General features: G+C 68.8%; 18 protein-coding genes. 11 read left to right on the top strand and 7 right to left on the bottom strand.

What is annotated here, in order from left to right:
- Positions 1-15 precede the first annotated feature (15 nt).
- A complete protein-coding gene (locus tag F0U63_RS32680; protein ID WP_395835974.1) occupies positions 16-1,386 on the bottom strand; it encodes a sensor histidine kinase in 1,371 nt (456 codons plus the stop codon).
- A gap of 157 nt (positions 1,387-1,543) precedes the next feature.
- On the opposite strand from F0U63_RS32680, the gene rpoZ reads away from it, so the two are divergent.
- Entirely contained in the window at positions 1,544-1,783 is a 240-nt protein-coding gene (gene rpoZ / locus F0U63_RS32685) for a DNA-directed RNA polymerase subunit omega (RefSeq protein ID WP_395835976.1), read from the top strand.
- On the opposite strand, the gene F0U63_RS32690 is transcribed toward rpoZ, so the two are convergent.
- Genes F0U63_RS32690 through F0U63_RS32700 form a run of 3 tightly spaced genes read right to left on the bottom strand, consistent with a single transcriptional unit; the run spans position 1,780 to position 3,544 of the window.
- Positions 1,780-2,259, bottom strand: a complete 480-nt coding sequence (locus F0U63_RS32690) for an NUDIX hydrolase (RefSeq protein WP_395835978.1) — start codon at positions 2,257-2,259, stop codon at positions 1,780-1,782. The two genes, rpoZ and F0U63_RS32690, sit on opposite strands and share 4 nt — an antisense overlap.
- 33 nt (positions 2,260-2,292) lie before the next feature.
- Complete coding sequence (locus tag F0U63_RS32695; RefSeq protein WP_395835980.1) at positions 2,293-2,934, bottom strand: hypothetical protein; 642 nt, start codon at positions 2,932-2,934, stop codon at positions 2,293-2,295.
- Positions 2,935-2,950: 16 nt separating this feature from the next.
- Complete coding sequence (locus tag F0U63_RS32700; RefSeq protein ID WP_095988953.1) at positions 2,951-3,544, bottom strand: hypothetical protein; 594 nt, start codon at positions 3,542-3,544, stop codon at positions 2,951-2,953.
- A 404-nt stretch (positions 3,545-3,948) separates the two neighbouring features.
- Between F0U63_RS32700 and groES the strand changes: the two genes are divergently transcribed.
- The 6 genes from groES (at position 3,949) to F0U63_RS32730 (ending at position 9,789) form a co-directional block, all read left to right on the top strand.
- A complete protein-coding gene (gene groES / locus F0U63_RS32705; protein WP_002624038.1) occupies positions 3,949-4,239 on the top strand; it encodes a co-chaperone GroES in 291 nt (96 codons plus the stop codon).
- Between the two features lie 39 nt (positions 4,240-4,278).
- Entirely contained in the window at positions 4,279-5,934 is a 1,656-nt protein-coding gene (groL, locus tag F0U63_RS32710; protein WP_395835983.1) for a chaperonin GroEL, read from the top strand.
- Positions 5,935-6,117: 183 nt separating this feature from the next.
- Positions 6,118-6,375 (top strand): glutaredoxin 3, encoded by a 258-nt coding sequence (grxC, locus tag F0U63_RS32715; RefSeq protein ID WP_395835985.1) that lies wholly within the window; start codon positions 6,118-6,120, stop codon positions 6,373-6,375.
- A gap of 110 nt (positions 6,376-6,485) precedes the next feature.
- A complete protein-coding gene (locus F0U63_RS32720) occupies positions 6,486-6,890 on the top strand; it encodes a hypothetical protein (protein WP_395835987.1) in 405 nt (134 codons plus the stop codon).
- A 262-nt stretch (positions 6,891-7,152) separates the two neighbouring features.
- Positions 7,153-8,532, top strand: a complete 1,380-nt coding sequence (locus tag F0U63_RS32725; RefSeq protein WP_395835989.1) for a sigma 54-interacting transcriptional regulator — start codon at positions 7,153-7,155, stop codon at positions 8,530-8,532.
- Between the two features lie 36 nt (positions 8,533-8,568).
- Positions 8,569-9,789, top strand: coding sequence for a hypothetical protein (locus tag F0U63_RS32730; protein WP_395835991.1), 1,221 nt, complete (start codon positions 8,569-8,571; stop codon positions 9,787-9,789).
- 102 nt (positions 9,790-9,891) lie between these two features.
- On the opposite strand, the gene smc is transcribed toward F0U63_RS32730, so the two are convergent.
- The 3 genes from smc to F0U63_RS32745 all read right to left on the bottom strand — a co-directional run bounded on the left by smc (position 9,892) and on the right by F0U63_RS32745 (position 16,067).
- Positions 9,892-13,491, bottom strand: coding sequence for a chromosome segregation protein SMC (gene smc, locus F0U63_RS32735; protein ID WP_395835993.1), 3,600 nt, complete (start codon positions 13,489-13,491; stop codon positions 9,892-9,894).
- 366 nt (positions 13,492-13,857) lie between these two features.
- Positions 13,858-15,198: a hemolysin family protein gene (locus tag F0U63_RS32740; protein ID WP_395835995.1), complete on the bottom strand. Its 1,341-nt coding sequence runs from the start codon at positions 15,196-15,198 to the stop codon at positions 13,858-13,860.
- Positions 15,199-15,251: 53 nt separating this feature from the next.
- Complete coding sequence (locus F0U63_RS32745) at positions 15,252-16,067, bottom strand: tetratricopeptide repeat protein (RefSeq protein ID WP_395835997.1); 816 nt, start codon at positions 16,065-16,067, stop codon at positions 15,252-15,254.
- Positions 16,068-16,511: 444 nt separating this feature from the next.
- Between F0U63_RS32745 and prfA the strand changes: the two genes are divergently transcribed.
- From prfA to F0U63_RS32765, 4 genes are all read left to right on the top strand, one after another.
- Positions 16,512-17,603: a peptide chain release factor 1 gene (prfA, locus tag F0U63_RS32750; RefSeq protein WP_395835999.1), complete on the top strand. Its 1,092-nt coding sequence runs from the start codon at positions 16,512-16,514 to the stop codon at positions 17,601-17,603.
- A complete protein-coding gene (gene prmC, locus F0U63_RS32755; protein ID WP_395836001.1) occupies positions 17,600-18,481 on the top strand; it encodes a peptide chain release factor N(5)-glutamine methyltransferase in 882 nt (293 codons plus the stop codon). Before prfA ends, prmC begins: the two co-directional genes overlap by 4 nt.
- A gap of 12 nt (positions 18,482-18,493) precedes the next feature.
- Positions 18,494-19,759 (top strand): UDP-N-acetylglucosamine 1-carboxyvinyltransferase, encoded by a 1,266-nt coding sequence (gene murA, locus F0U63_RS32760; RefSeq protein WP_395836003.1) that lies wholly within the window; start codon positions 18,494-18,496, stop codon positions 19,757-19,759.
- Positions 19,760-19,927: 168 nt separating this feature from the next.
- Positions 19,928-20,317 (top strand): zf-TFIIB domain-containing protein, encoded by a 390-nt coding sequence (locus F0U63_RS32765; RefSeq protein WP_002624025.1) that lies wholly within the window; start codon positions 19,928-19,930, stop codon positions 20,315-20,317.
- Positions 20,318-20,441 lie beyond the last annotated feature (124 nt).

A 20,441-nucleotide genomic window follows, 5' to 3' on the forward strand; every position in this document is an offset into this window, starting at 1 on the left:
CACCGAGTCATCCCCTCACTCGCGGGAGGGTGTCGGCCGCTGGAAAGAAGCCGCGCCCGCAGTGTCCCCCACGGGCATTTCGAGGCACAGCCGAGCCCCACCCTCCGGGCGGTTGGTCGCGGTGAGCCGTCCGCCGAACTGGGCCACCAGCTCGCGCGACAGGTTGAGCCCCAGGCCCATGCCCTTGTCGGGCCCCTTGGTCGTGAAGAAGGGCTCGAAGAGCCGGGGCAGCACCTCGGCGGGGATGCCGGGCCCGTTGTCCTCGACGAGCAGCGCCACGTGCGCCGCCCCGAGGCGGCCCGTCACCCGGACCTCGCCCTCACCGGCCCGGTGTGTCTCCAGCACATCGCCAGCGTTGACGAGCAGGTTGAGCACCACCTGCACCAGGCGCTGGCGCACGGCGAAGATCCTCGGCAGCTCCACGGGCACGTCGATGTGCAGCCACGCCACGTGCTTGAGCCGGAGCGAGGCCAGCTTCATGGCATCGGCCACCACTTCCGCCAGCGAGCACTCCGCGGGCTCCTGGGCTTCCATGCGCGCGAACCCCTTCAGGTCCGCGACGATCTGCTGGATGTGGCGCACGCCCAGGCGCGTCTCGGCGAGCACGTCGGCCAGCGCCTCGCGGTCCACCTCGCGCGGCGCCAGCAGTTCCTCGCGCACGTGGTCCACGTTGGCGCCCACGTAGGCCAGGGGATTGTTGATCTCGTGCGCCACCCCCGCCGACAACTGCCCCACGAGCGCCAGCTTCTCGGCCTGGGCCCGCCGGTGCTCACTGAGCGCCAGCGCCTCCAGGGCCTCGCGGCGGGCGCGCTCGCTGCGGATGTCCTGCTCCACGTTCAAGGCATGGGACACGCGGACACACAGGAAGTCGGCGACGAGCGTCGTGCACACCATGAGCATCAGCCAGAACGCCGACTCGACCCAGGGCCGCTGGGCGTGGCGCACGAGCAGCAGGGTGCCCGCGCAGCACACCGCGCCACTCAGGAAGATGGCGCCCCGGTCCTGCCACAGGGACAGGGCGATGCCCACGCTCAGGGGCATGGTGGCCACCAGGACGAAGTAGGGCGTCCCCACCCCGCCCATGACGCCGGCCAGCCCCACCATGCAGCACGCCGAGCCGAGCACGAAGAGGTACAGCGTCGCGCGGTTCCAGGCGGGAGAGCTGTCGGGCAGGAACCTCATCACCACGATGAGGGCGACCCACGCCAGGCGGAGGCCCAGCGCCCACGCACTGAAGCGGCCCAGGTAGAGGACATCGGCCCAGCCGGTGCCCAGCAGGAGCGCCACCAGCCCCCAGAGCGAGCGCGGAGTCCACACCGCCCGCCACCCGCCCGTGTGGGTCGTGACCGTCTCGGTGGCCAACGCGGAGGCGACGGAGGAAGTCATGTCTTCCCTCGAAAACAGGAAAGAATAACACACTTCGAGTCCGAGCAGGGGCCGCCCCACCCGCCTGCCCTCCCGGGCATCCGTCCTTGACTCGGTGGGAGTCACTCTCTAGGTTGGCTCTCTTCCCCTCGGTAATTCAGCGAAGGACCCCTGTACCATGGCTCGCGTCACAGTCGAAGACTGCCTCCCCCTGGTCGACAACCGCTTCGCGCTCGTGCTGCTGGCGGCCAAGCGCGCCCGTCAGCTCATGGCCGGCGCCCGCCCCATCATCGACATCTCCAAGAACAAGCCGCCCGTGCTGTCGCTGCGCGAGGTGGCCACCGGCCGGGTGAAGTTCGATCGCGACGTGCGCGAGGCCCTCACCGGCAAGTACTCCAAGGAGCCCAAGGGCCTCTAGTCGTCGCCCTGCTCCGGCGGTCGTCCGGAGACGGCGAGGGGGCCGCCCGCGCGCAGCAGCATCCGGGCCGCGCGCGCGGCGATGGCCTTCTCGCCCTTGTAGCCCAGCAACGAGGCCACGCGCACGAGCGGTACCCAGCGGGCCTCATCCACCTCCACCCGTTGTCCCGCGTGCTGGATGTCACCGAGCACGCCCGAGTGATAGCGGAAGAGGAAGAAGTGGACGCGCTTGAAGATGCGCTGGCCACGGAACTGGTAGACGTAGCGGATCTCCCCCAGCGGCGCGACGAGCGTGGCCCGCAAGCCCGTCTCCTCCCACACCTCGCGCGTCGCGGTCTGCTCGGCGGACTCCCCGGGATCCACGTGTCCCTTGGGCAGTGCCCACAGGGAGCGGCCATGGGGGCGGATGACGGCCACCTCCAGCTCTCCTGCCTGTTCTCGAACGACGATTCCTCCGGCGGAGGCCTCACGGGGCATGATGCCACCGTAACCGATGAGCGCGCGCCGCGGTCAGGAGACTTGCGCGAAGTGGCGCAACTTGGCTTCCGCGCCCAATCGGTACGCGTAACGCAGATCCGACAACAGCCGCTCCAGCCGCCGGGACGTCACGTGCCCCATCAGCCGGGAGCAGAAGTTGCGCGAGAGCCGGTTGGCCTCCTGGTAGCGCCAGCGCTCCTCCTCGGACAGTCGCGCCCGGTAGGACACCCGGTCGAACAGCCGCCAGCGCAGCTCCTCGGCCCACGCCCGCACGCCCGTTCCCCAGCGGTGCAGCAGGCACAGGGCGAACTTGTCCACCTCCGCCTGCGCCTCCAGCTCCAGCAGGGACACGGTCCGCTCCTGGGTGGCCGTATGCGCCAGGTAGACGAAGTGGGAGACGCCCTCGGCGACCTGGCAGAAGCCGTCCAGTTCGCGCTCCATCAGGGCATGGACCGGCGCGCCCGCGTAGGGCTCGAGCCGCCGCAGCAGCGCGGGCGCCAGGTAGAGGGCCACCTCCACTTCCCCGTCCTCCTCGCGCACGAGCAGCTCCTCCTCGGAGCGGCCCGTGGAGCCCAGGAGGACCGCCGCCTCGGAGTCCACCAGGAAGACCTCGGCCCGGGCCTCGCAGGTGAGCCCGTAGATGGCCTCCAGGTGGGCCTGCACTCGGTCGATCACGCGCCGACCCCCGGGCTCAGTTGGGCATCCCCTTGGGGCACACCAGGCCCGCGTCGACCAGGACGCGCTCCAGCCGATCATCCCCGGTGCGCACCCAGCTCTCGTACACCTTGAGGGCGCCCGAGGGGCCATTGCTCACCAGCCCCCGCGCCGCGATCTCCCCGAGCACCTCGACGAGCGCGCGGAAGCGGGCGCTCAGCTCGCGGTACACGGCGGCGAAGCCCGCGGCCGGGGCCAGGTCGGCGAGCTGCCCGTACGCCGCCCCGCCCATCTGGATGTAGTAGTCCTGCCCCACCGGCCCCTCGCGCAGCGCGCCCGAGAAGAAGCCCGCCTGATAGAGCGACACGTCCCCCAGCCGCCGCAGGGTCCGGATGCGCTCGTCGCGCTGCTGCTGGAGCGAGCGGTGATACAGCACCGCGAGGGGCTCCTGCTCCGAGCGCCCGTCCTCTCCCTTGCTGAACAGCTTGTCGGACGAAGCGAACTCCGCCAGCAGGTTCACCAGGTAGAACTCGGTCGTCTCCGCGACCGCGACCCGTTGGCGCCGGATGACCTCTTCCAGGAGCGTCTTGAAGAATTCCTTCAATGACGGGGACGTGACCAGTTGACTCATGGACGCTCGACCTCCCTTCCTTCCCCCGGAAATCGCGGCGGGGGATGTACAGGTCAGAATACCAATGCGCCCGCAATGCCGCAAAGCGGCATCCAATCATTCCAAGGGCTTACGTTGGCACTCCCCGGTGTCGACTGCCAGAAAGTCCCCGATGGAAGAGCCCCGGGGTGCCGGGAATCCACTGGTGGACAAACCCCGGAAAACCGAGTCATCCCGGGCGGTTGCCACCTTTCCGGGCGCGTCGCCAGGCGCGCTTGACGGGTCGAGTCCCCTGGTTATTATCCCGCGCGCTTGGCGGTTGGCACTCGTGAGGTGCGAGTGCTAATCGCCCGGGCCTGAGGCCCTTCATCCACCCCGTGGGCGCGCCGGATCCCCGGCTCGTCCCCCTTTCGAGGAGACCGACCATGAAGATTCGTCCCCTGCAGGATCGTCTGATCATCAAGCGCGTGGCCGAGGAGAACAAGACCAAGGGCGGTCTGTTCATCCCCGACACCGCCAAGGAGAAGCCGCTCGAGGGCAAGGTGATCGCCGTCGGCAATGGCAAGGTGCTGGAGGATGGCAAGGTGCGCGCCATGGACATCAAGGCCGGCGACACCATCCTGTTCAGCAAGTACGCGGGCACCGAGATCAAGCTCGACGGTGAGGAGCACCTCATCCTCCGTGAGGAGGATGTGCTCGGCGTGATCGAGAAGTAATCCCCCGCTCCCTCCTCTTCCCTTCAAGGAATCAAGACCATGGCAAAAGACATTCTTTTCGACGTCCGCGCGCGCGAGTCCATCCTGCGCGGCGTGAACATCCTGGCCGACGCGGTCAAGGTCACCCTGGGGCCCAAGGGCCGCAACGTGGTGATCGAGAAGTCCTTCGGCTCGCCCACCATCACCAAGGACGGCGTGACGGTGGCCAAGGAGATCGAGCTGGAGAACAAGTTCGAGAACATGGGCGCCCAGATGGTCAAGGAGGTCGCCTCCAAGACCAGCGACGTGGCCGGTGACGGCACCACGACGGCGACCGTGCTGGCGCAGGCCATCTTCCGCGAGGGCGCGAAGCTGGTGGCCGCCGGGCACAACCCGATGGACATCAAGCGCGGCATCGACAAGGCCGTGGCGGCCATCACCGCCGAGCTGAAGAACCTGGCCAAGCCCACCAAGGACAAGAAGGAGATCGCCCAGGTTGGCACCATCTCCGCCAACGGCGACACCACCATCGGGCAGATCATCGCCGACGCGATGGAGAAGGTGGGCAAGGAGGGCGTCATCACGGTGGAGGAGGCCAAGGGCCTGGACACCACCCTGGACGTGGTCGAGGGCATGCAGTTCGACCGCGGCTACCTCTCCCCGTACTTCGTGACGGATCCGGAGCGCATGGAGGTCGTCCTCAACGACCCCCTCATCCTCATCAACGAGAAGAAGATCTCCTCGATGAAGGACATGCTCCCCATCCTCGAGCAGGTCGCCCGCTCGGGTAAGCCCCTGCTCATCATCGCCGAGGACATCGAGGGCGAGGCGCTGGCCACGCTCGTGGTGAACAAGATCCGCGGCGTGCTCAACGTGGCGGCGGTGAAGGCGCCGGGCTTCGGTGACCGCCGCAAGGCCATGCTCGAGGACATCGCCACCCTGACGGGCGGCCGGATGATCGCCGAGGACCTGGGCATCAAGCTGGAGACGCTGCAGCTGACCGACCTGGGCCGCGCCAAGCGCATCACCATCGACAAGGACAACACCACCATCGTCGACGGTGCCGGTGCCCAGACGGAGATCGAGGCGCGCGTGAAGCAGATCCGCGCCCAGATCGAGGAGACCAGCAGCGACTACGATCGCGAGAAGCTCCAGGAGCGTCTGGCCAAGCTCGTGGGCGGCGTGGCCGTCATCAACGTGGGCGCCGCGACCGAGACCGAGATGAAGGAGAAGAAGGCTCGCGTCGAGGACGCCCTCAACGCGACCCGCGCGGCCGTCGAGGAGGGTGTGGTTCCTGGCGGTGGCGTGGCCCTGCTGCGCTGCTCCAAGGTGCTCGAGGGCATCAAGACCGAGGCCGGTGAGAAGTTCGGCGTGGACATCATCCGCCGCGCCGTCGAGGAGCCGCTGCGCCAGATCGTCGCCAACGGCGGCCTCGAGGGCAGCGTCATCGTCAACAAGGTCAAGGAAGGCTCGGGCGCGTACGGCTTCAACGCCGCCACCAGCGTCTACGAGGACCTGCTGGCCGCGGGCGTGATCGACCCGGCCAAGGTGAGCCGCACCGCGCTGCAGAACGCGGCGTCGGTCGCCTCCCTGATGCTCACCACCGAGGCGATGGTGGCCGAGCGTCCGAAGGAGGAGAAGGACCTGCCCGCCGGCGGCGCCGGTGGCATGGGTGGGATGGGCGGCATGGGCGGCATGGGCGGCATGGGGATGTAATTCCCTCCCGCACAGGTCCGTGGGCGCGGCGTCCCCGCGCCCCGGGCCTGGCCATCACGGCCCCTGGATCCCTCGTGGAGCCAGGGGCCGTCCGCTTTGCGGGGCCCGGCAGAACGCACGCCTGGATGGCACGGGACCCGGCTCGCGATTAATTTCAGCCCACAGACAACCAGGAGGACACACGTGCAACCCGTGAAGATCTACACCACCACCTATTGTGGCTACTGCGTCCGGGCGAAGGATCTCCTCAAGCGCAAGGGCGTCGCATACGAGGAAGTGGACGTGACGGGTGACGACGAGATGCGCTCGAAGCTGGTGGAGATGAGTGGTGGCCAGCGCACGGTGCCGCAGATCTTCATCGGCAGCACGCACGTCGGGGGCTACACCGACCTGGCCCAGTTGGACCGGGACGGCAAGCTGGAGCCCATGCTCCAGGCCTGAGTGGCGGGCGGGCGGGCGAGCCCCGCCCCCGGCAAGCATCTCGCCTCCACCATGAGCAGGTTACCCCGAGCGATTTCCCACTCAGGGTTCTCACACAGGGGAGGTGGACGATGGCCAAGACAGGTGGAAAGTCCCCGGGGATCAAGGACGACGTCATTGGTGTGATCTACCAACGGCTGCAGGCGGCATCGGACGTGGACCAGTACATCCAGGACGCCGAGCAGCAGGGTGACCGGGAAGTGGTCGAGTTCCTGCGCGACTACCAGGAGTCCCAGAAGGACCTGGCCGAGCGCGCCAAGAACCTGCTCGGGGCCCGGATGGCTCGCAACGGGGCGCCGCGTGAGGCCCGCGTGCAGTCCGGCAAGAAGCTGGTGGTGGATGCCGAGCACCTGCGCAAGGACGCCGGCGCACCCACCAACGCCCAGATCAAGTCGGGTGGGCAGGCCCAGGACGACATCGTGGACGAACAATCCAAGGAGTCGTTCCCGGCCAGTGATTCGCCCGCCAAGTACTAGCGGCCTCCACTCGGAGGGGAACGGCCCGGGCACGTCCCTCGTGTCCGGGCCGTCGTGCGTGGGCGCCCCCCGAGAGGGACAACCCGTGCCGCCTTCCCCGACTCCCGCCCCGGGTGGAAATCTCCTGGGGGGCTTGATTCCTGGTGGGCAGGCCGCGGAGCGAGACAAACGCTTGCTCCCTTGTGGAAGCCCCCGTAAACAGGAGCTTCCGTGAAGCTGGCGGAGCCTCCTGCTCGCCGCGCGGATTGGAGGGACTACGCCCATGATCGACGACAGAGCCGAGTCCACGTTGACCGTGCAGGTGGGAGACAGTCCGCCGACACGCATCCAGGTGCGTGACTGGACTGTGGAGGTCAACGCAGGGCCGGACAAGGGCAAGAAGGTCACCACCCAGGATGCGCTGCTGCGCGTGGGCTCCGACCCCGCGAGCGACCTGGTGCTCAGTGATCAGACGGTGAGCCGCCGTCACCTGGAACTGGAGCGCAACTCGCAAGGCATCCTCCTGCGCGACCTGGGCAGCCGCAACGGCACCTTCCTGGACGGCCACCGGGTGATCCAGGTGCTGCTGCAGCACGGCGACAAGGTGCAGCTGGGCAAGACGAAGCTCGTCATCAAGCAGGAGTCGCGCGCCACCGAGGTGGAAGTCTCGGGCGGAGCGGATGCCTTCGGCTCGCTGGTGGGCACCGCGGAGAAGACGCGGGTCGTCTTCGCGCAGCTGCGCGGCATCGCCCGCGAGGACATGAACCTGCTGCTCGAGGGCGAGACGGGCACCGGCAAGGAGCTGGCCGCGCGCGCCGTGCACCAGCACTCCATGCGCCGCCATGGCCCCTTCAAGGTGGTGGACTGCAACCTCATCACCGAGGAGAAGGCCGAGCGAGAGCTGTTCGGGGGTCTGCGCGCCGACGAGGACAAGGGCGCCAAGGGCGTGTTCGAGGCCTCCCAGGGCGGCACCCTCTTCCTGGACGAGGTGGGCGAGCTGCCCCTGTCGCTCCAGCCCAAGCTGTTGCGCGTGCTCGAGTCGCGCGAGGTGCCCTCGATCACCGGAGCCCCCACCCCCGTGGACGTGCGCGTCATCGCCTCCACGCACCGCAACCTCGAGGAGGACGTGCGCCAGGGCCGCTTCCGGGCGGATCTCTACTTCCGCCTGGCCGTGGCGCGCGTGCGCCTGCCCCCGCTGCGCACCCGGCGTGAGGACATCCCCGTGCTGGCCCAGTCGCTCTTGCGCGGCATCAAGTCCTCCTTCGAGCTCACGCCCCAGACGCTCGCCCTCTTCGAGGGCTATGACTGGCCGGGCAACGTGCGCGAGCTGCGCAACGTGCTCGAGCGCGGCGCGCTCATGCAGGAAACGGGCAACTCGAGCTGGCTGGACTTCATGGCCCAGAACCAGCGGCGCACCGAGGGCGAGCAGCCCACCACCAGCGTGGCCGCCCTGGTGACGAACATGCCCTACCACGAGGCCAAGGATCGCGTGGTGGCCGACTTCGAGCGCCTCTACTTCGCCGAGGTCATGCGCGAGTCCAACTTCGACATGAAGAAGGCCGAGCAGCACACGGGCCTGTCCATGCAGAGCCTCTACCGACTGCTCAAGAAAAACGGTCTGCGCTTGAAGGATCTCAAGAACGCCGAGGGACTTGATAAATGACGCCTCCGTTGTCCTGACCCCAACGGAGACCTCCACATGATGCGCCGTATCGCCATCGCCTCCCTCCTCGCTTCGGCGGCCGCGGGCTGCGCCAGCACGCAGCAGGCCCAGACCCAGGGCGCCACCACGAAAGAAGAGCGGATGCGCATCAGCAACCAGCCGCCCTTCGACGTGTCGGTGTGCCAGACGCAGCTGCCCGCCCTGCCCCAGCCCGCCAACCAGGGCGGCCTGGTGGGCGGCCTGCTCTTCGCCCGTCCCCAGGTGATGGAGTGCCTGGTGGATCCCAAGTCCCGCGGCGACGCGGAGACCACGCGCGTCGTGGTGAAGACGACCGTGAACGACCAGGGCGGCACGCACGCCGTCTCTGGCGAGAACCTCACCCCCGAGGGCACCGCGTGCGTGCAGAAGACGGTGGACACGCTCGTGCCGCTCACCGCCCTGGCCAAGGGCGCGCAGCCGGTGGAGTCCGAGAGCGTCTTCGTCCACGAGCGCGCCAACAGCGCCAGCGTGAAGTTCGGCAGCAACCCGGGCTCGGACTACTCGGGCGCCGTGCGGCTCGCCCAGCCCCAGTGGTGTGACTGCTACGCGGGCTTCACCACCGTGGCCCCCCCCACGGTGCGTGCCAACATCACCCTGAAGAAGACCGCCACGACCGCGGCCGACATCACCTTCGATCCGGTGGGCACCCCCGAGGGCGAGCAGCTCGCCGCGTGCCTCAAGGGCAAGATGGCGGCGGTGCCGGCGAAGCTGGACGTGGACGAGCTGAAGTTCCCCTACCGCTTCGTCCACTTCAACTCGCGCGCCACCGAGCCCTCCGCGGATCTCCAGCCCGAGATGCGCTTCTTCCAGTTGGATCTGGTGCGCAACCAGCGCTCGGCCGACGCGGCCATCGCCTTCGGCCACCGCGCCAACGCCGCCGAGGTCTATGACGCCGTCGTCGCCCAGTACCAGAAGACCAAGGACTGGAAGCTGGTGGACGAGCTCAAGAGCAAGTGCAAGGTGCTCGTCGACGCCTCCCAGGCGTGGGTGAACGCCATCGACGCGCAGCTCAAGGTGGACCAGAGCACCCTGGGGCTCGCCCAGGAGCTCAAGGCCAAGGACGCGTCCTGGGCCGACCTGGAGCCCAAGGCCCAGGAGGTCATCAACAACACCCAGCAGGACCTGGACAACGCCAAGAAGCGCCTCGAGGCCGACCAGGGCGCCTGCCCCAAGGAGACCCGGGAAGCCGCGCCCAAGAAGGACGCCAAGAAGAAGTAGCCCCCGGCGTCTGAAGCACCCGAGGCCCTGAAACACCGAAGGCGCGGCCCCTGGAGCCCCAGGAGCCGCGCCTTCTTGTTTTCCCAGGGCCGCGGGCGGGGCTCAGGCCACGCTGGTGTTGTCGTTGGCCGCGGTGGCCTCGCGCAGCCGCACGCTCACCAGCTTGGAGATGCCGGGCTCCTCCATGGTGACGCCGTAGAGGGTGTCGGCGACTTCCATGGTGCGCTTGTTGTGGGTGATGAGGATGAACTGCGACTGCTTGCTCATCTCCTTCACCATGTCGTTGTAGCGGCCCACGTTGCCCTCATCCAACGGGGCGTCGACCTCGTCCAGGAGGCAGAAGGGCGTGGGTTTGATGAGGAAGATGGCGAAGATGAGCGCCACGGCCGTGAGCGCCTTCTCGCCGCCGGACAAGAGGTTCATGCTCTGCAGCTTCTTGCCGGGCGGCTGGGCGACGATCTCCACGCCGGGCTCGCTCCCCTGCCCTTCCTGGGTGAGCACCAGGCTCGCCCGGCCTCCACCGAACAGCCGCGGGAAGATGGCCTGGAACTTCTCGTTGACGATGTCGAACGTCTGCTTGAAGCGCTCCCGGCTCGACGCGTCGATGCGCCGGATGGCCTCCTGCAGCTTCTCCATCGACTCGCTCAGGTCCTTCTTCTGCCCGAGCAGGAACGCCGAGCGCTGGGTGAGCTCCTCGTGCTCGTCGATGGCGGTGAGGTTGATCTCCCCCATCTTCTCCACCTGGGCGCGCAGCTCCTTGAGCTCCTGCTCCGCCTCCTCGCTCAGCGAGGGCAGCAGGTGGTAGTGGTGCACCTCGTCGGGCAGCTCCACCGCGTGGCGCTCGCGCACCCCCGACACCAGGTGCTCCAGCTCCAGGGAGATCTCCCGCTCGCGCAGCGTCATCTGCGACAGGCCCTGGGTAAGCCCATCCAGCTTCGTGCGCAGCTCGCGCAGCGCCGCCTCCTGGTCGCGCACCTCGCCGGTGGCCGCGGTATGGGCCGCGCGCCGGCCCTCCAGCCCCTCGGTGGCGCCGCGCAGCGCCTCGGCCTTCTCGGCGCGCAGGGCCTCCGTCTCGCTGATGCGGCGGTTAAAGTCCTCCACGCGCGAGGCGCCCTCGCGCACCGTGGACTCCAGCTTGCGCACCCGGCTGGCCATCTCCTCGCGCTGGGCGAGCAGGCTCTCCAGCTCCTTGCGCGCCGCCTCACCCCGCTCGCCGCCCGCGGCCACCTTCACCTTGAGGCTGGTGAGCTGTCCGGTGGCCGCGTCCGCGCGCTGCCTGAGCGACTCCAGCTCGCCCAGCAGCTGCTTCACGCGCTCCTCGCGCGCCTCGCGGTCCGTCTGGCCGTGCGCCACCTCGCCCCGGCTGTTCTCCTCCTCGTGCGCCAGGCCCTCGTACATGTGCGCGAGCTGGGTCTCCTCGGCGTCCACGGCGCGGATCCGATCGCGCACCCGCGCCAGGTCCTCGCTCGCCTTGTGGAGATCCTTCTCCTGGCTGGCCAGGCTCAGCTCCTCGGCGTGCTGGTTGCGCGAGAGCCCCTTGAGCACGTCCTCCGTGTCCCCCATCTGCTTCTGCAGGGTGTAGTGCCGGGTGAGGATCTCGTTGTAGCGCTCCTCCACCCGGGCCACCTCGATGGCCAGCTCGGCGATCTCCCGCTTCTTCTGCAGGGCCCCCACCGCGGCGCCCTCGCGCTCACCGCCGGTGATGGTGCCGTCCGAGCGGAACACCTCGCCGTCCAGGGTGACGAGCGTGCACGCCTCGCTCTCGGCCTCCGCGTAGGAGCGCGCGCTCGCCAGGTCCTCCACGATGATCACGTCCCCGAGCAGCAGCCGCACCACGGGCAGCAGCGCCGGCTCACACGTCACCTCGTCCAGGGCGCGCGCGAGCACGCCCGGGCGGGAGCGGTCCGGTTGGATTTCGGGGGGGAGCCGCTCGGGGGGAGGCACGGGCAGGAAGCTGCCCCGGCCCTCGGCGGCGTCCTTGAGGTACTCCACCAGCTCCACGCCCTTGGCGCGGCTCTCCACGACGACGTGCTGCAGCCGCTCGCCGAGCACCGCCTCCACCGCGCGCTCGTAGCGCGGCGTGGTGGAGAGCACGTCCGCCACCAGGCCGAAGATGCCCTGGGTGCGCGCCTCCTCGCCCGCGCGCACCATCACCGCGCGCACGCCCTTGTCGAAGCCCTCGTAGTCCTTCTGCAGCGCCTCCAGCGAGGCGAGCCGGGTGCGCTTGTCGCTCAGCTCCTCGCGCAGCCCGATGACCTGGACCTCGTTCTCCGTGAACGCCTGGCGGGTGCGGCGCAGCGCCTCCTCTTCCTGGCCCCTGCGCTCGGCGATCTCGATCGACAGGTGGCGGCGATCCTCCACCTGGCGGGCCACCGACTGGCGCGCGTCCTCGAGCTGCTTCTCCTGCTCGCGCAAGCCGTCCGCCTCGGCGCGGCTGCGCGCGCGGCGGGCCTCCAGGTCCGCCTTCTGGCGGGCGAGGTTGACGAGGTTGCTCTCGTGGTTGGCCAGACGGCTGGCCACGGTGACGAGCGCGGCGCGCTCCTGCTCCAGCCGCAGGCCGATCTCCGCCTGCAACTGGCTCACCCGGCGCAGCTCCTCCTGCGCCACCCGCATGGCCACCTCGTCCTCCTTCCACGAGCCGGCGATGTTGCTGAGCTCCGCCTCGCGCGAGCTCATGGTCTCGGACAGCTCGGCCTGCCGGGCCTTGAGCGCCTGGAGCTCCACCTCGGACTGGGCCACCCGGGCGCTCGTCTCCTCGAGATCCTTCTGCCAGTAGGCCAGGTCCTGGTCCGCGCGCTGCACGGCGCTCTCCAGGGCGTGCACCTCGGCCGACAGCTTCTGCAACGCCTGGGTCTCCGCCTCGAGCCCCGCGCGGCGCTCGGCGATGACGGCCTCCTGCTCGCGCATCTTCTCCAGGCCCTCGCGCTCCTCGCCCACCACGCCGCCCAGCTTCTCCTGCAGCTGCTTGGCCTCCGCGTGCAGCGCCAGGAAGCGGTGCGAGGCCGAGTGCAGATCGATCTCGCGCATGCGCGCCTTGAGCTTGCGGTACTTCTCGGCCTTCTTCGCCTGGCGTGACAGGCTCTCCAGGCGGCGCTCCAGCTCGTTGGTGATGTCGGTGACGCGCAGGAGGTTGGCCTGGGTGGCCTCCAGCTTGCGCTCGGCGGCCTTGCGGCGCGACTTGTACTTGGTGACGCCCGCGGCCTCTTCGATCAGGTGGCGCCTGTCCTCGGGCTTGCTGGAGACGATGAGGCCCACGCGGCCCTGCTCGATGATGGAGTAGGCGCGCGTGCCCACGCCGGTGCCGAGGAACAGCTCGGTGATGTCCAGCAAGCGGCAGGTCGTCTTGTTGATGAGGTACTCGGACTCGCCGTTGCGGAAGAGCCGGCGGGTGACGGTCACCTCGGGGATGCCGCCCAGGTGCGCGGGCAGCGTGTCCGTCTCGTCCACGTGGAAGGTGAGCGACACCTCGGCCATGGACAGGGGCGGCTTGGACTCCGAGCCGTTGAAGATGACGTCCTCCATGCCGCGGCCGCGCAGGTTCTTGGCGCTCTGCTCGCCCATCACCCAGCGGATGGAGTCCACCACGTTCGACTTGCCACAGCCGTTGGGGCCGACGATGCCCGTGACGCCCTCATCGAACGAGAAGACGCTGCGCTCCATGAACGACTTGAAGCCGGTGATGTCCAGGCGCTTGATTCGCATGAGGGAACGGGCTCCCGAGAAGAAGGTGCGGACGGACGAGAAACGGCGCCGAGGCCGAAAAATCGGCTCCGGAGCGATTCCGGACGAGTAGCACGCAAGTTTTCGACCGATCAAGCATGACGCCCACCCGGCCCCTGCATTCGCGTGGGCGGACGCGCTCGTCCCCACCCGCCAACCCATGGGTTGTGGGAACGGGAACAGACGCTACCTTCCCTCCGCGCTTCCTGGAGGCATCCCTCGATCAAGGCCCTGCTCGCCCTCTCGCTCCTCACGGGAGCGTGCCACGAGGGTGTAGCACCCCCCTCTGACACGGCGGCGCCGCCAGCTCGTGTCGGGGTGGGCGGGCGCGACGGGCGCCTCCGGGGCTCAGGCCTCCGGGGCCGCCGTCACCGGGGGCTTGGGGCTGGCCTGGGGCTCCACCGTCACCTTCACCACGCGCGGGCCCTCGACCTCCTCCACCTGGATGCGCCACATGTCCAGCTTGAGCACGTCGCCCTTGAGGGGGATGCGGCCCAGCTTCGCCATGAGGTAGCCGGCGATCGTCGTCACCTCGACGTCCTCGTCATCCAGCTTGAACGACACGTCCAGCCGGTCCTCCAGGTCATCGAGCTGCGCCGAGCCGGGCAGCTCGAAGCGCCCACCGGGCAGCGAGCGCACCTCGTCCACGCGCCGCCCCAGCTCGGCCACGTCGCCGACGATCTCCGCCACCACGTCCGCGATCGTCACCAGGCCCGAGGTGCCTCCGTGCTCGTCCACGACGAGGGCCGTCTGCCGGCGCCGGCGGCGGAACTCGTTGAGCAGCTGCTCGAGCGTCACGTGCTCCGGCACGTACAGCACCGGCCGCTGCACCTGGGACAGGCTGCGCAGCTCGCCGCGGGACAGGAGGAAGAAGAGGTCCTTCACGTTCACCACCCCCTCCACCTCGTCCATGTTGCCGCGGCACACCGGCAGCCACGTGTGGCCCGCCGCGCGCGCGTCCGCGACGCACTTGTCCAGGGGCTCCTCCATGTCGAGGAACTTCACCTGGTGGCGCGGCACCATCACCTGGCGCGCCGTCTTCTGCGCCATCTCCAGCGAGCGCTCGAGCAGCTCAGCGCGCGCGGTGGTGATGGCGCCCGCCTGCGCGGAGCTGTGGAGGATGACGCGCAGCTCGTCCTCGTTGTGGGCGTCCTGGGACTCGTGCGCGGTGTGCATGCCGAACGCCTTGAGCACCCAGCCGGCCAGCGCGTTGAGCAGCCAGATGGCCGGATAGAAGACGAAGTAGAAGGCGCGCATGGGCAGCGCCACCGCGAGCGTCGTCGCCTCGGCGCGCTGGATGGCGAGGCTCTTGGGCGCCAGCTCCCCGAGCACGATGTGCAGGAAGGTGATGATGGCGAAGGCGACGGCCACCGAGATCGAGTGCGCCAGCGTGGGCCCCGCCGCCTCGGGCACCACCTTGAGCAGCACGGGCTCCAGCAGGTGGGCGAATGCCGGTTCCCCGAGCCAGCCCAGCCCCAGCGACGCGAGGGTGATGCCGAACTGCGTGGCGGACAGGTACGCGTCCAGCTTGTCCACCATCTTCATGGCGGTGGCCGACCCCGGCCGTCCGTCGTCCACCAACGCCTGCAGGCGCGTGGGACGAATCTTCACGATGGCGAACTCGGTCGCCACGAAGAAGCCGTTGGCGACCACCAGCAGCAGCGCCAGGCCGAGGAAAACCCATTCCATGGTGGGAACTCAGGGGCTCGAAGAAGAGCCCTGGAGAGGGCTCGGGGGAGGACTCAGAAGAGCGCCTCGAACCCGGGATCGCTCTTCAACGAGTCGAACATCGTATCCGTCGCCAGCCAACCCTGGACCTTGGTGCGATCGGCCGCCACGGCCTTTTGCAGGAAGTTCAACGCATCGGCCCGGCGGCCCCAGAGCGCGTAGAGCGCGGCCAGGTTGTAGTTGAGCAGCAAGTCATCCGCGTTGAGCGCGCTCGCCTTCTCGTAGGAGCGCTCCGCCTCGGCGTAGAAGCCCTTCTGGGCGTAGCAGATGCCCAGGTCCAGGTGCGCCTCGAAGTTGTCGGCCTCCAGCCGCACCACTTCCTTGAGCTGGGTGATGGCCGAGCGGTAGTCGCCCTCGTCCATCAGCAGCGCGGCGAGCTCGTGCCGGGGGAAGGCGTCCTGGGGCTCCAGCTCGATGGCCGTCTGCAGCTCGCGCATGGCCTCCTCGATGCGGCCCTGGTCCGCGTAGGTGAGGCCCAGGTTGAGGTGTGCGTCCGGGTACTCCGGATCCAGCTCGATCGCCTCGCGGTACTCCACCACGGCCATCTCGTCGGCGTGCGTGGAGAGGAAGCAGGCGAGGTTGTAGTGCGCGGTGGGGCTGTCCGGCTCCAGCTTCAGCGCGGTGAGGTACTCGCCCAGCGCCTCGCGATAGAGCTTCTTCTCCGCGTAGACGGTGGCGAGGTTGTCGTGGGCGTGAGCGGAGTCGGGATCGAGATCGATCGCCTTCTTGAACTCCTTGATGGCCTCGTCCAGCCACCCGCGATCCGCCAACTCGATGCCACGTGAGTTGTGCTCGTCGGAGAGAGCGATGTTGTCCTTTTCCCGGGCCATGAACTCGCGAAATCAATCTACGCGCCGCCACTTTCACGGCGCAAGCAAGAGCCATCCCTCCCGGCAAGTGCCCGGAGGGTCCTATCCAGGGAAGACCTAATGACCAGCTCCCCAGGGATCCAGCGCGCGGGGTGGGGAAGGCTTGCCCCCTCCCCTTCGGACCAGGGGAGGAGGCGGACGGCGAACTACTTGCGGCGCTCGCGGGCGCGGCGGCGCTTGAGGGCCGCCTTCTTCGAGCCAGCGCGGTTGGACAGCTTCTTCTTGCTGCGATTTCCCTTCTGGGCAGGCATCTTCTGGTACTCCGTTTCGGCGGAATGGAGCCGCACGGACAGGCGGCGAACCGCCCTTTTTTCACGCTCCGGGACCGGAAGTCCACGGAATTTCTCGGCCCCGTCCGGCCTTGCCAGTGGCCAGACAACGGGGCACAACCCCGAGCCCACACCGATGATCGATAAACTCGAAGACGTGGAGCGCCGGTTCGAGCGCCTCACCGCCGACCTGGCCAACCCGGACGTCATCGCCGACTCGGCGAAATTACAGAAGGTCTCCAAGGAGCGGGCGAGCCTGGAGAAGCTGGTGGAGACCTTCCGCTCCTACCGCAAGGTGCTCGACGACCTCAAGGAAGTGGAGGCCTGGCTGTCCAGCTCGGACGCCGACGAGAAGGCCTACGCGCGCGAGGCCCTGCCCGGCCTGAAGGCCCAGCGCGAGGAGCAGGAGCAGGCGCTCAAGCTGCTCCTGCTGCCCAAGGATCCCAATGACGAGAAGAACGTCATCCTGGAGATCCGCGCGGGCGCCGGCGGCGACGAGGCGGGTCTGTTCGCCGAGGAAGTCATGCAGATGTACCTGCGCTACGCCGACCGCAAGGGGTGGAAGGCGGACATCCTCGACATGAGTCCAGGCGGTGCGGGCGGCGTCAAGGACGTCACCATCACCCTGTCGGGCGAGGGCATCTACAGCGCCATGAAGTACGAGTCCGGCGTGCACCGGGTGCAGCGCGTGCCGGCCACCGAGGCGCAAGGGCGCATCCACACCTCCACCATCACCGTGTCGGTGATGCCCGAGGCCGAGGACGTGGACATCAAGCTCAACCCCGCGGACATCGAGATGCAGGTGATGCGCTCGACGGGCTCGGGCGGCCAGAGCGTGAACACCACCGACTCCGCGGTGCGCCTCATCCACAAGCCCTCGGGCATCGTGGTGAAGTGCCAGCAGGAGAAGAGCCAGGGGAAGAACCGCGCCATGGCCGAGCGCATGCTGCGCGCCAAGCTCTATGAGATCGAGCAGGAGCGCATCCGCAACGAGCGCGACTCCATGCGCCGCGGCCAGGTGGGCACGGGCGACCGCTCGGAGAAGATCCGCACCTACAACTTCCCGCAGGACCGGCTGACGGATCACCGCATCGGCCTCACGGTGCACAACCTGCCGGGCATCATGGCGGGCGGCGTCGAGGACATCATCACCGCCTGCCGCACCCACTACCAGGCCGAGGCCCTCAAGCAGCAGACGGGCGGCGGGGCGGGCTCGCAGGGCGCATGAGCGAGGAGATCTGGACCATCCGCCGGGTCCTCACCTGGACGACGCAGCACTTCGAGAAGAAGGGCGTGGACGCGCCCCGGCTCACCACCGAGGTGCTGCTCGCCCACGTGCTCAAGGCGACCCGGGTGCGCCTGTACGTGGACCTGGACCGGCCGCTGGAGAAGGAGGAGCTCGCCGCCTTCAAGGCGCTCATCGCGCGGCGCATGGCGGGCGAGCCCACCCAGTACCTCACCGGCGTGCGCGAGTTCTACAACCGCCCCTTCAAGGTGGACGCGCGCGTGCTCATCCCCCGGCCCGAGACGGAGCTGCTGGTGGAGGCCGCCCTGCACGCGCTGCCCAAGGACGGCCCCGGCACCGCGCTGGACGTGTGCACGGGCTCGGGCTGCATCGCCATCAGCCTCGCGGCCGAGCGGCCCCAGGCCACCGTGCTCGCCACGGACCTGTCCTCGGACGCCTGCGCGCTCGCGCGGGAGAACGCCCAGGCCCTGGGCGTGGCGGACCGGGTGAGCGTGCTGCACGGCAGCCTCTACACCCCCCTGCCCCCGGACGCGCGCTTCCAGGTGGTGGTGTCCAACCCGCCCTACATCGCCTCGGGGGAGATTCCGGGCCTGTCGGCCGAGGTGCGCCGCGAGCCCCGGATGGCGCTCGACGGGGGGCCGGATGGGCTCGTGCTGCTGCGCCAGGTGATCGAAGGGGCCCGCCGCGTCCTCGTGCCTGGCGGGCTGCTTGCAATGGAAATCGGCGAAACACAGGGCCCCGCCGTTCAGGCCCTCCTCCAGGCCGCGGGCTACGAGAACGCGCGGGTGGAGAAGGACTTGGAGCGGCGGGATCGCCTCGCTTTCGGGACACAACCCGTGGCCAACCAGCCACGGGGGTGAGAGACGGGACAGATGGACAAGATCGTCGTGAAGGGTGGTCACCCCCTCAAGGGTGAGGTGACCGTGTCGGGCGCGAAGAACGCCGCGCTGCCCATCCTCGCCTCGGCGCTGCTCGCGGACGGCAAGAGCGTCTACCGCAACGTGCCGGACCTGGCGGACGTGACCACCATGCTCAAGGTGCTCGGCACCATGGGCTGTGGCACGGGGCGGCTGACGGGCGAGCGCTCGGACGAGTGCGAGGTGGCGGTCGAGGGGCCCATCCACCCCGAGGCGCCGTATGACTTGGTGAAGACGATGCGCGCCTCGGTGCTGGTGCTCGGCCCGCTGGTGGCCCGCTTCGGCCGGGCGCGCGTGTCCATGCCGGGCGGGTGTGCCATCGGGGCGCGCCCCATCGATCAGCACCTCAAGGGGCTCAAGGCCCTGGGCGCGGACATCCACCTCACCGAGGGCTATGTCGAGGCGACGGCGAAGCGCCTGCGCGGCGGCACCGTCAACTTCGACGTCATCACCGTGACGGGCACGGAGAACGTGATGATGGCGGCGGTGCTCGCGCAGGGCCGCAGCGTGCTGGAGAACTGCGCGCGCGAGCCCGAGGTGGAGGAGCTCGCCCGGGTGCTCAACAAGATGGGAGCGCGCATCCAGGGCGCGGGCACCTCCGTCATCACCATCGACGGCGTGGACGGGCTCAACCCCGTGGAGCACGCCATTCTCCCGGACCGCATCGAGGCGGGTACGCTCATGGTGGCCGCCGCCATCACTGCCGGTGACGTGCTGGTGCGGCGCGTGGTGCCCGAGCACCTGGAGCCCGTCATCCTCAAGCTGCGCGAGACGGGCTGCACTCTGACGACCGAGGAGGGAGGAATCCGGGTGAGGGCTCCCTCGGTCATCCACTCGGTGGACGTGAAGACGGCCGAGCACCCGGGCTTCCCCACGGACATGCAGGCCCAGCTCATGGGGCTGATGACGGTGGCCAACGGCACCTCGGTCATCTCCGAGCGCATCTTCGAGAACCGCTTCATGCACGTGCCGGAGCTGCACCGCATGGGGGCGGACATCACCATCCAGGGGCATACGGCGGTGGTGAAGGGCGTGCGCTCCCTCTCGGGCGCCCCCGTCATGGCCACGGACCTGAGGGCCAGTGCCTCGCTGGTCCTGGCCGGTCTCCGGGCCGAGGGCAAGACCGAGGTCCAGCGCATCTACCACCTGGATCGAGGCTACGAGCGCTTGGAGCGCAAGCTGCGTGACCTGGGGGCCGACATCGTCCGGGTCAAGGCCTGAGCCCCGGGGGGTGGCCCGAGGGTTGGGTGCGTGAACACAATGCGGGGGTTGGGTTGCATCTGAAAAATCATGCGACCTATCATTCCCAGAACGCCCGGGGGCAAGCCGTGACCCGGACCGCACCCCCCACGGGAGCGCAGCTCCCCCAACAGGAGATAGATCCACCCCATGAATTGCCCCGGTTGCAGCGTCGAGATGGTTGATCTCGAAGGGGACCACGAGACGTTGCGCAAGTGTGGAGATTGCGGCGGCCTCTGGATTGACGTCGCGGATCTCAACCGGATCCTGCTCCACAACAACCTGCCTGGGCTCGAGAGCCAGGGAGGCAAGGTCGACGCGAATGCGCTCACGGGCCAGTGCCCCGAGTGCCAGGTGGATCTCGTCCGGGTCGACGGCGGAGACCGTCAGCATCCGCTGAGCTACGACACCTGCGAGTCGTGTGGCGGCATGTTCCTCGAGTCGGAGTTCGCCGACGCCACCGACGCCAAGGTCGCCGAGCAGGAAATCATCGACTTCTTCCGGCACTTCAACGCCAAGAGGAAGACCGCCGCCGGCTGAGCCCCTCGCGCTCCGGGCCCCCTGCTGTCTCGCCTCTCCGGGCTCCCGTCCACCCGACGGGTCCGAAAACGACCCCTCGTGCCTTCACTCGTCCCTCCGCCGGGATGAAAGCGTCAGCCCGCCT

Source organism: Cystobacter fuscus, assembly GCF_044360685.1.
Taxonomy (GTDB): domain Bacteria; phylum Myxococcota; class Myxococcia; order Myxococcales; family Myxococcaceae; genus Cystobacter; species Cystobacter fuscus_C.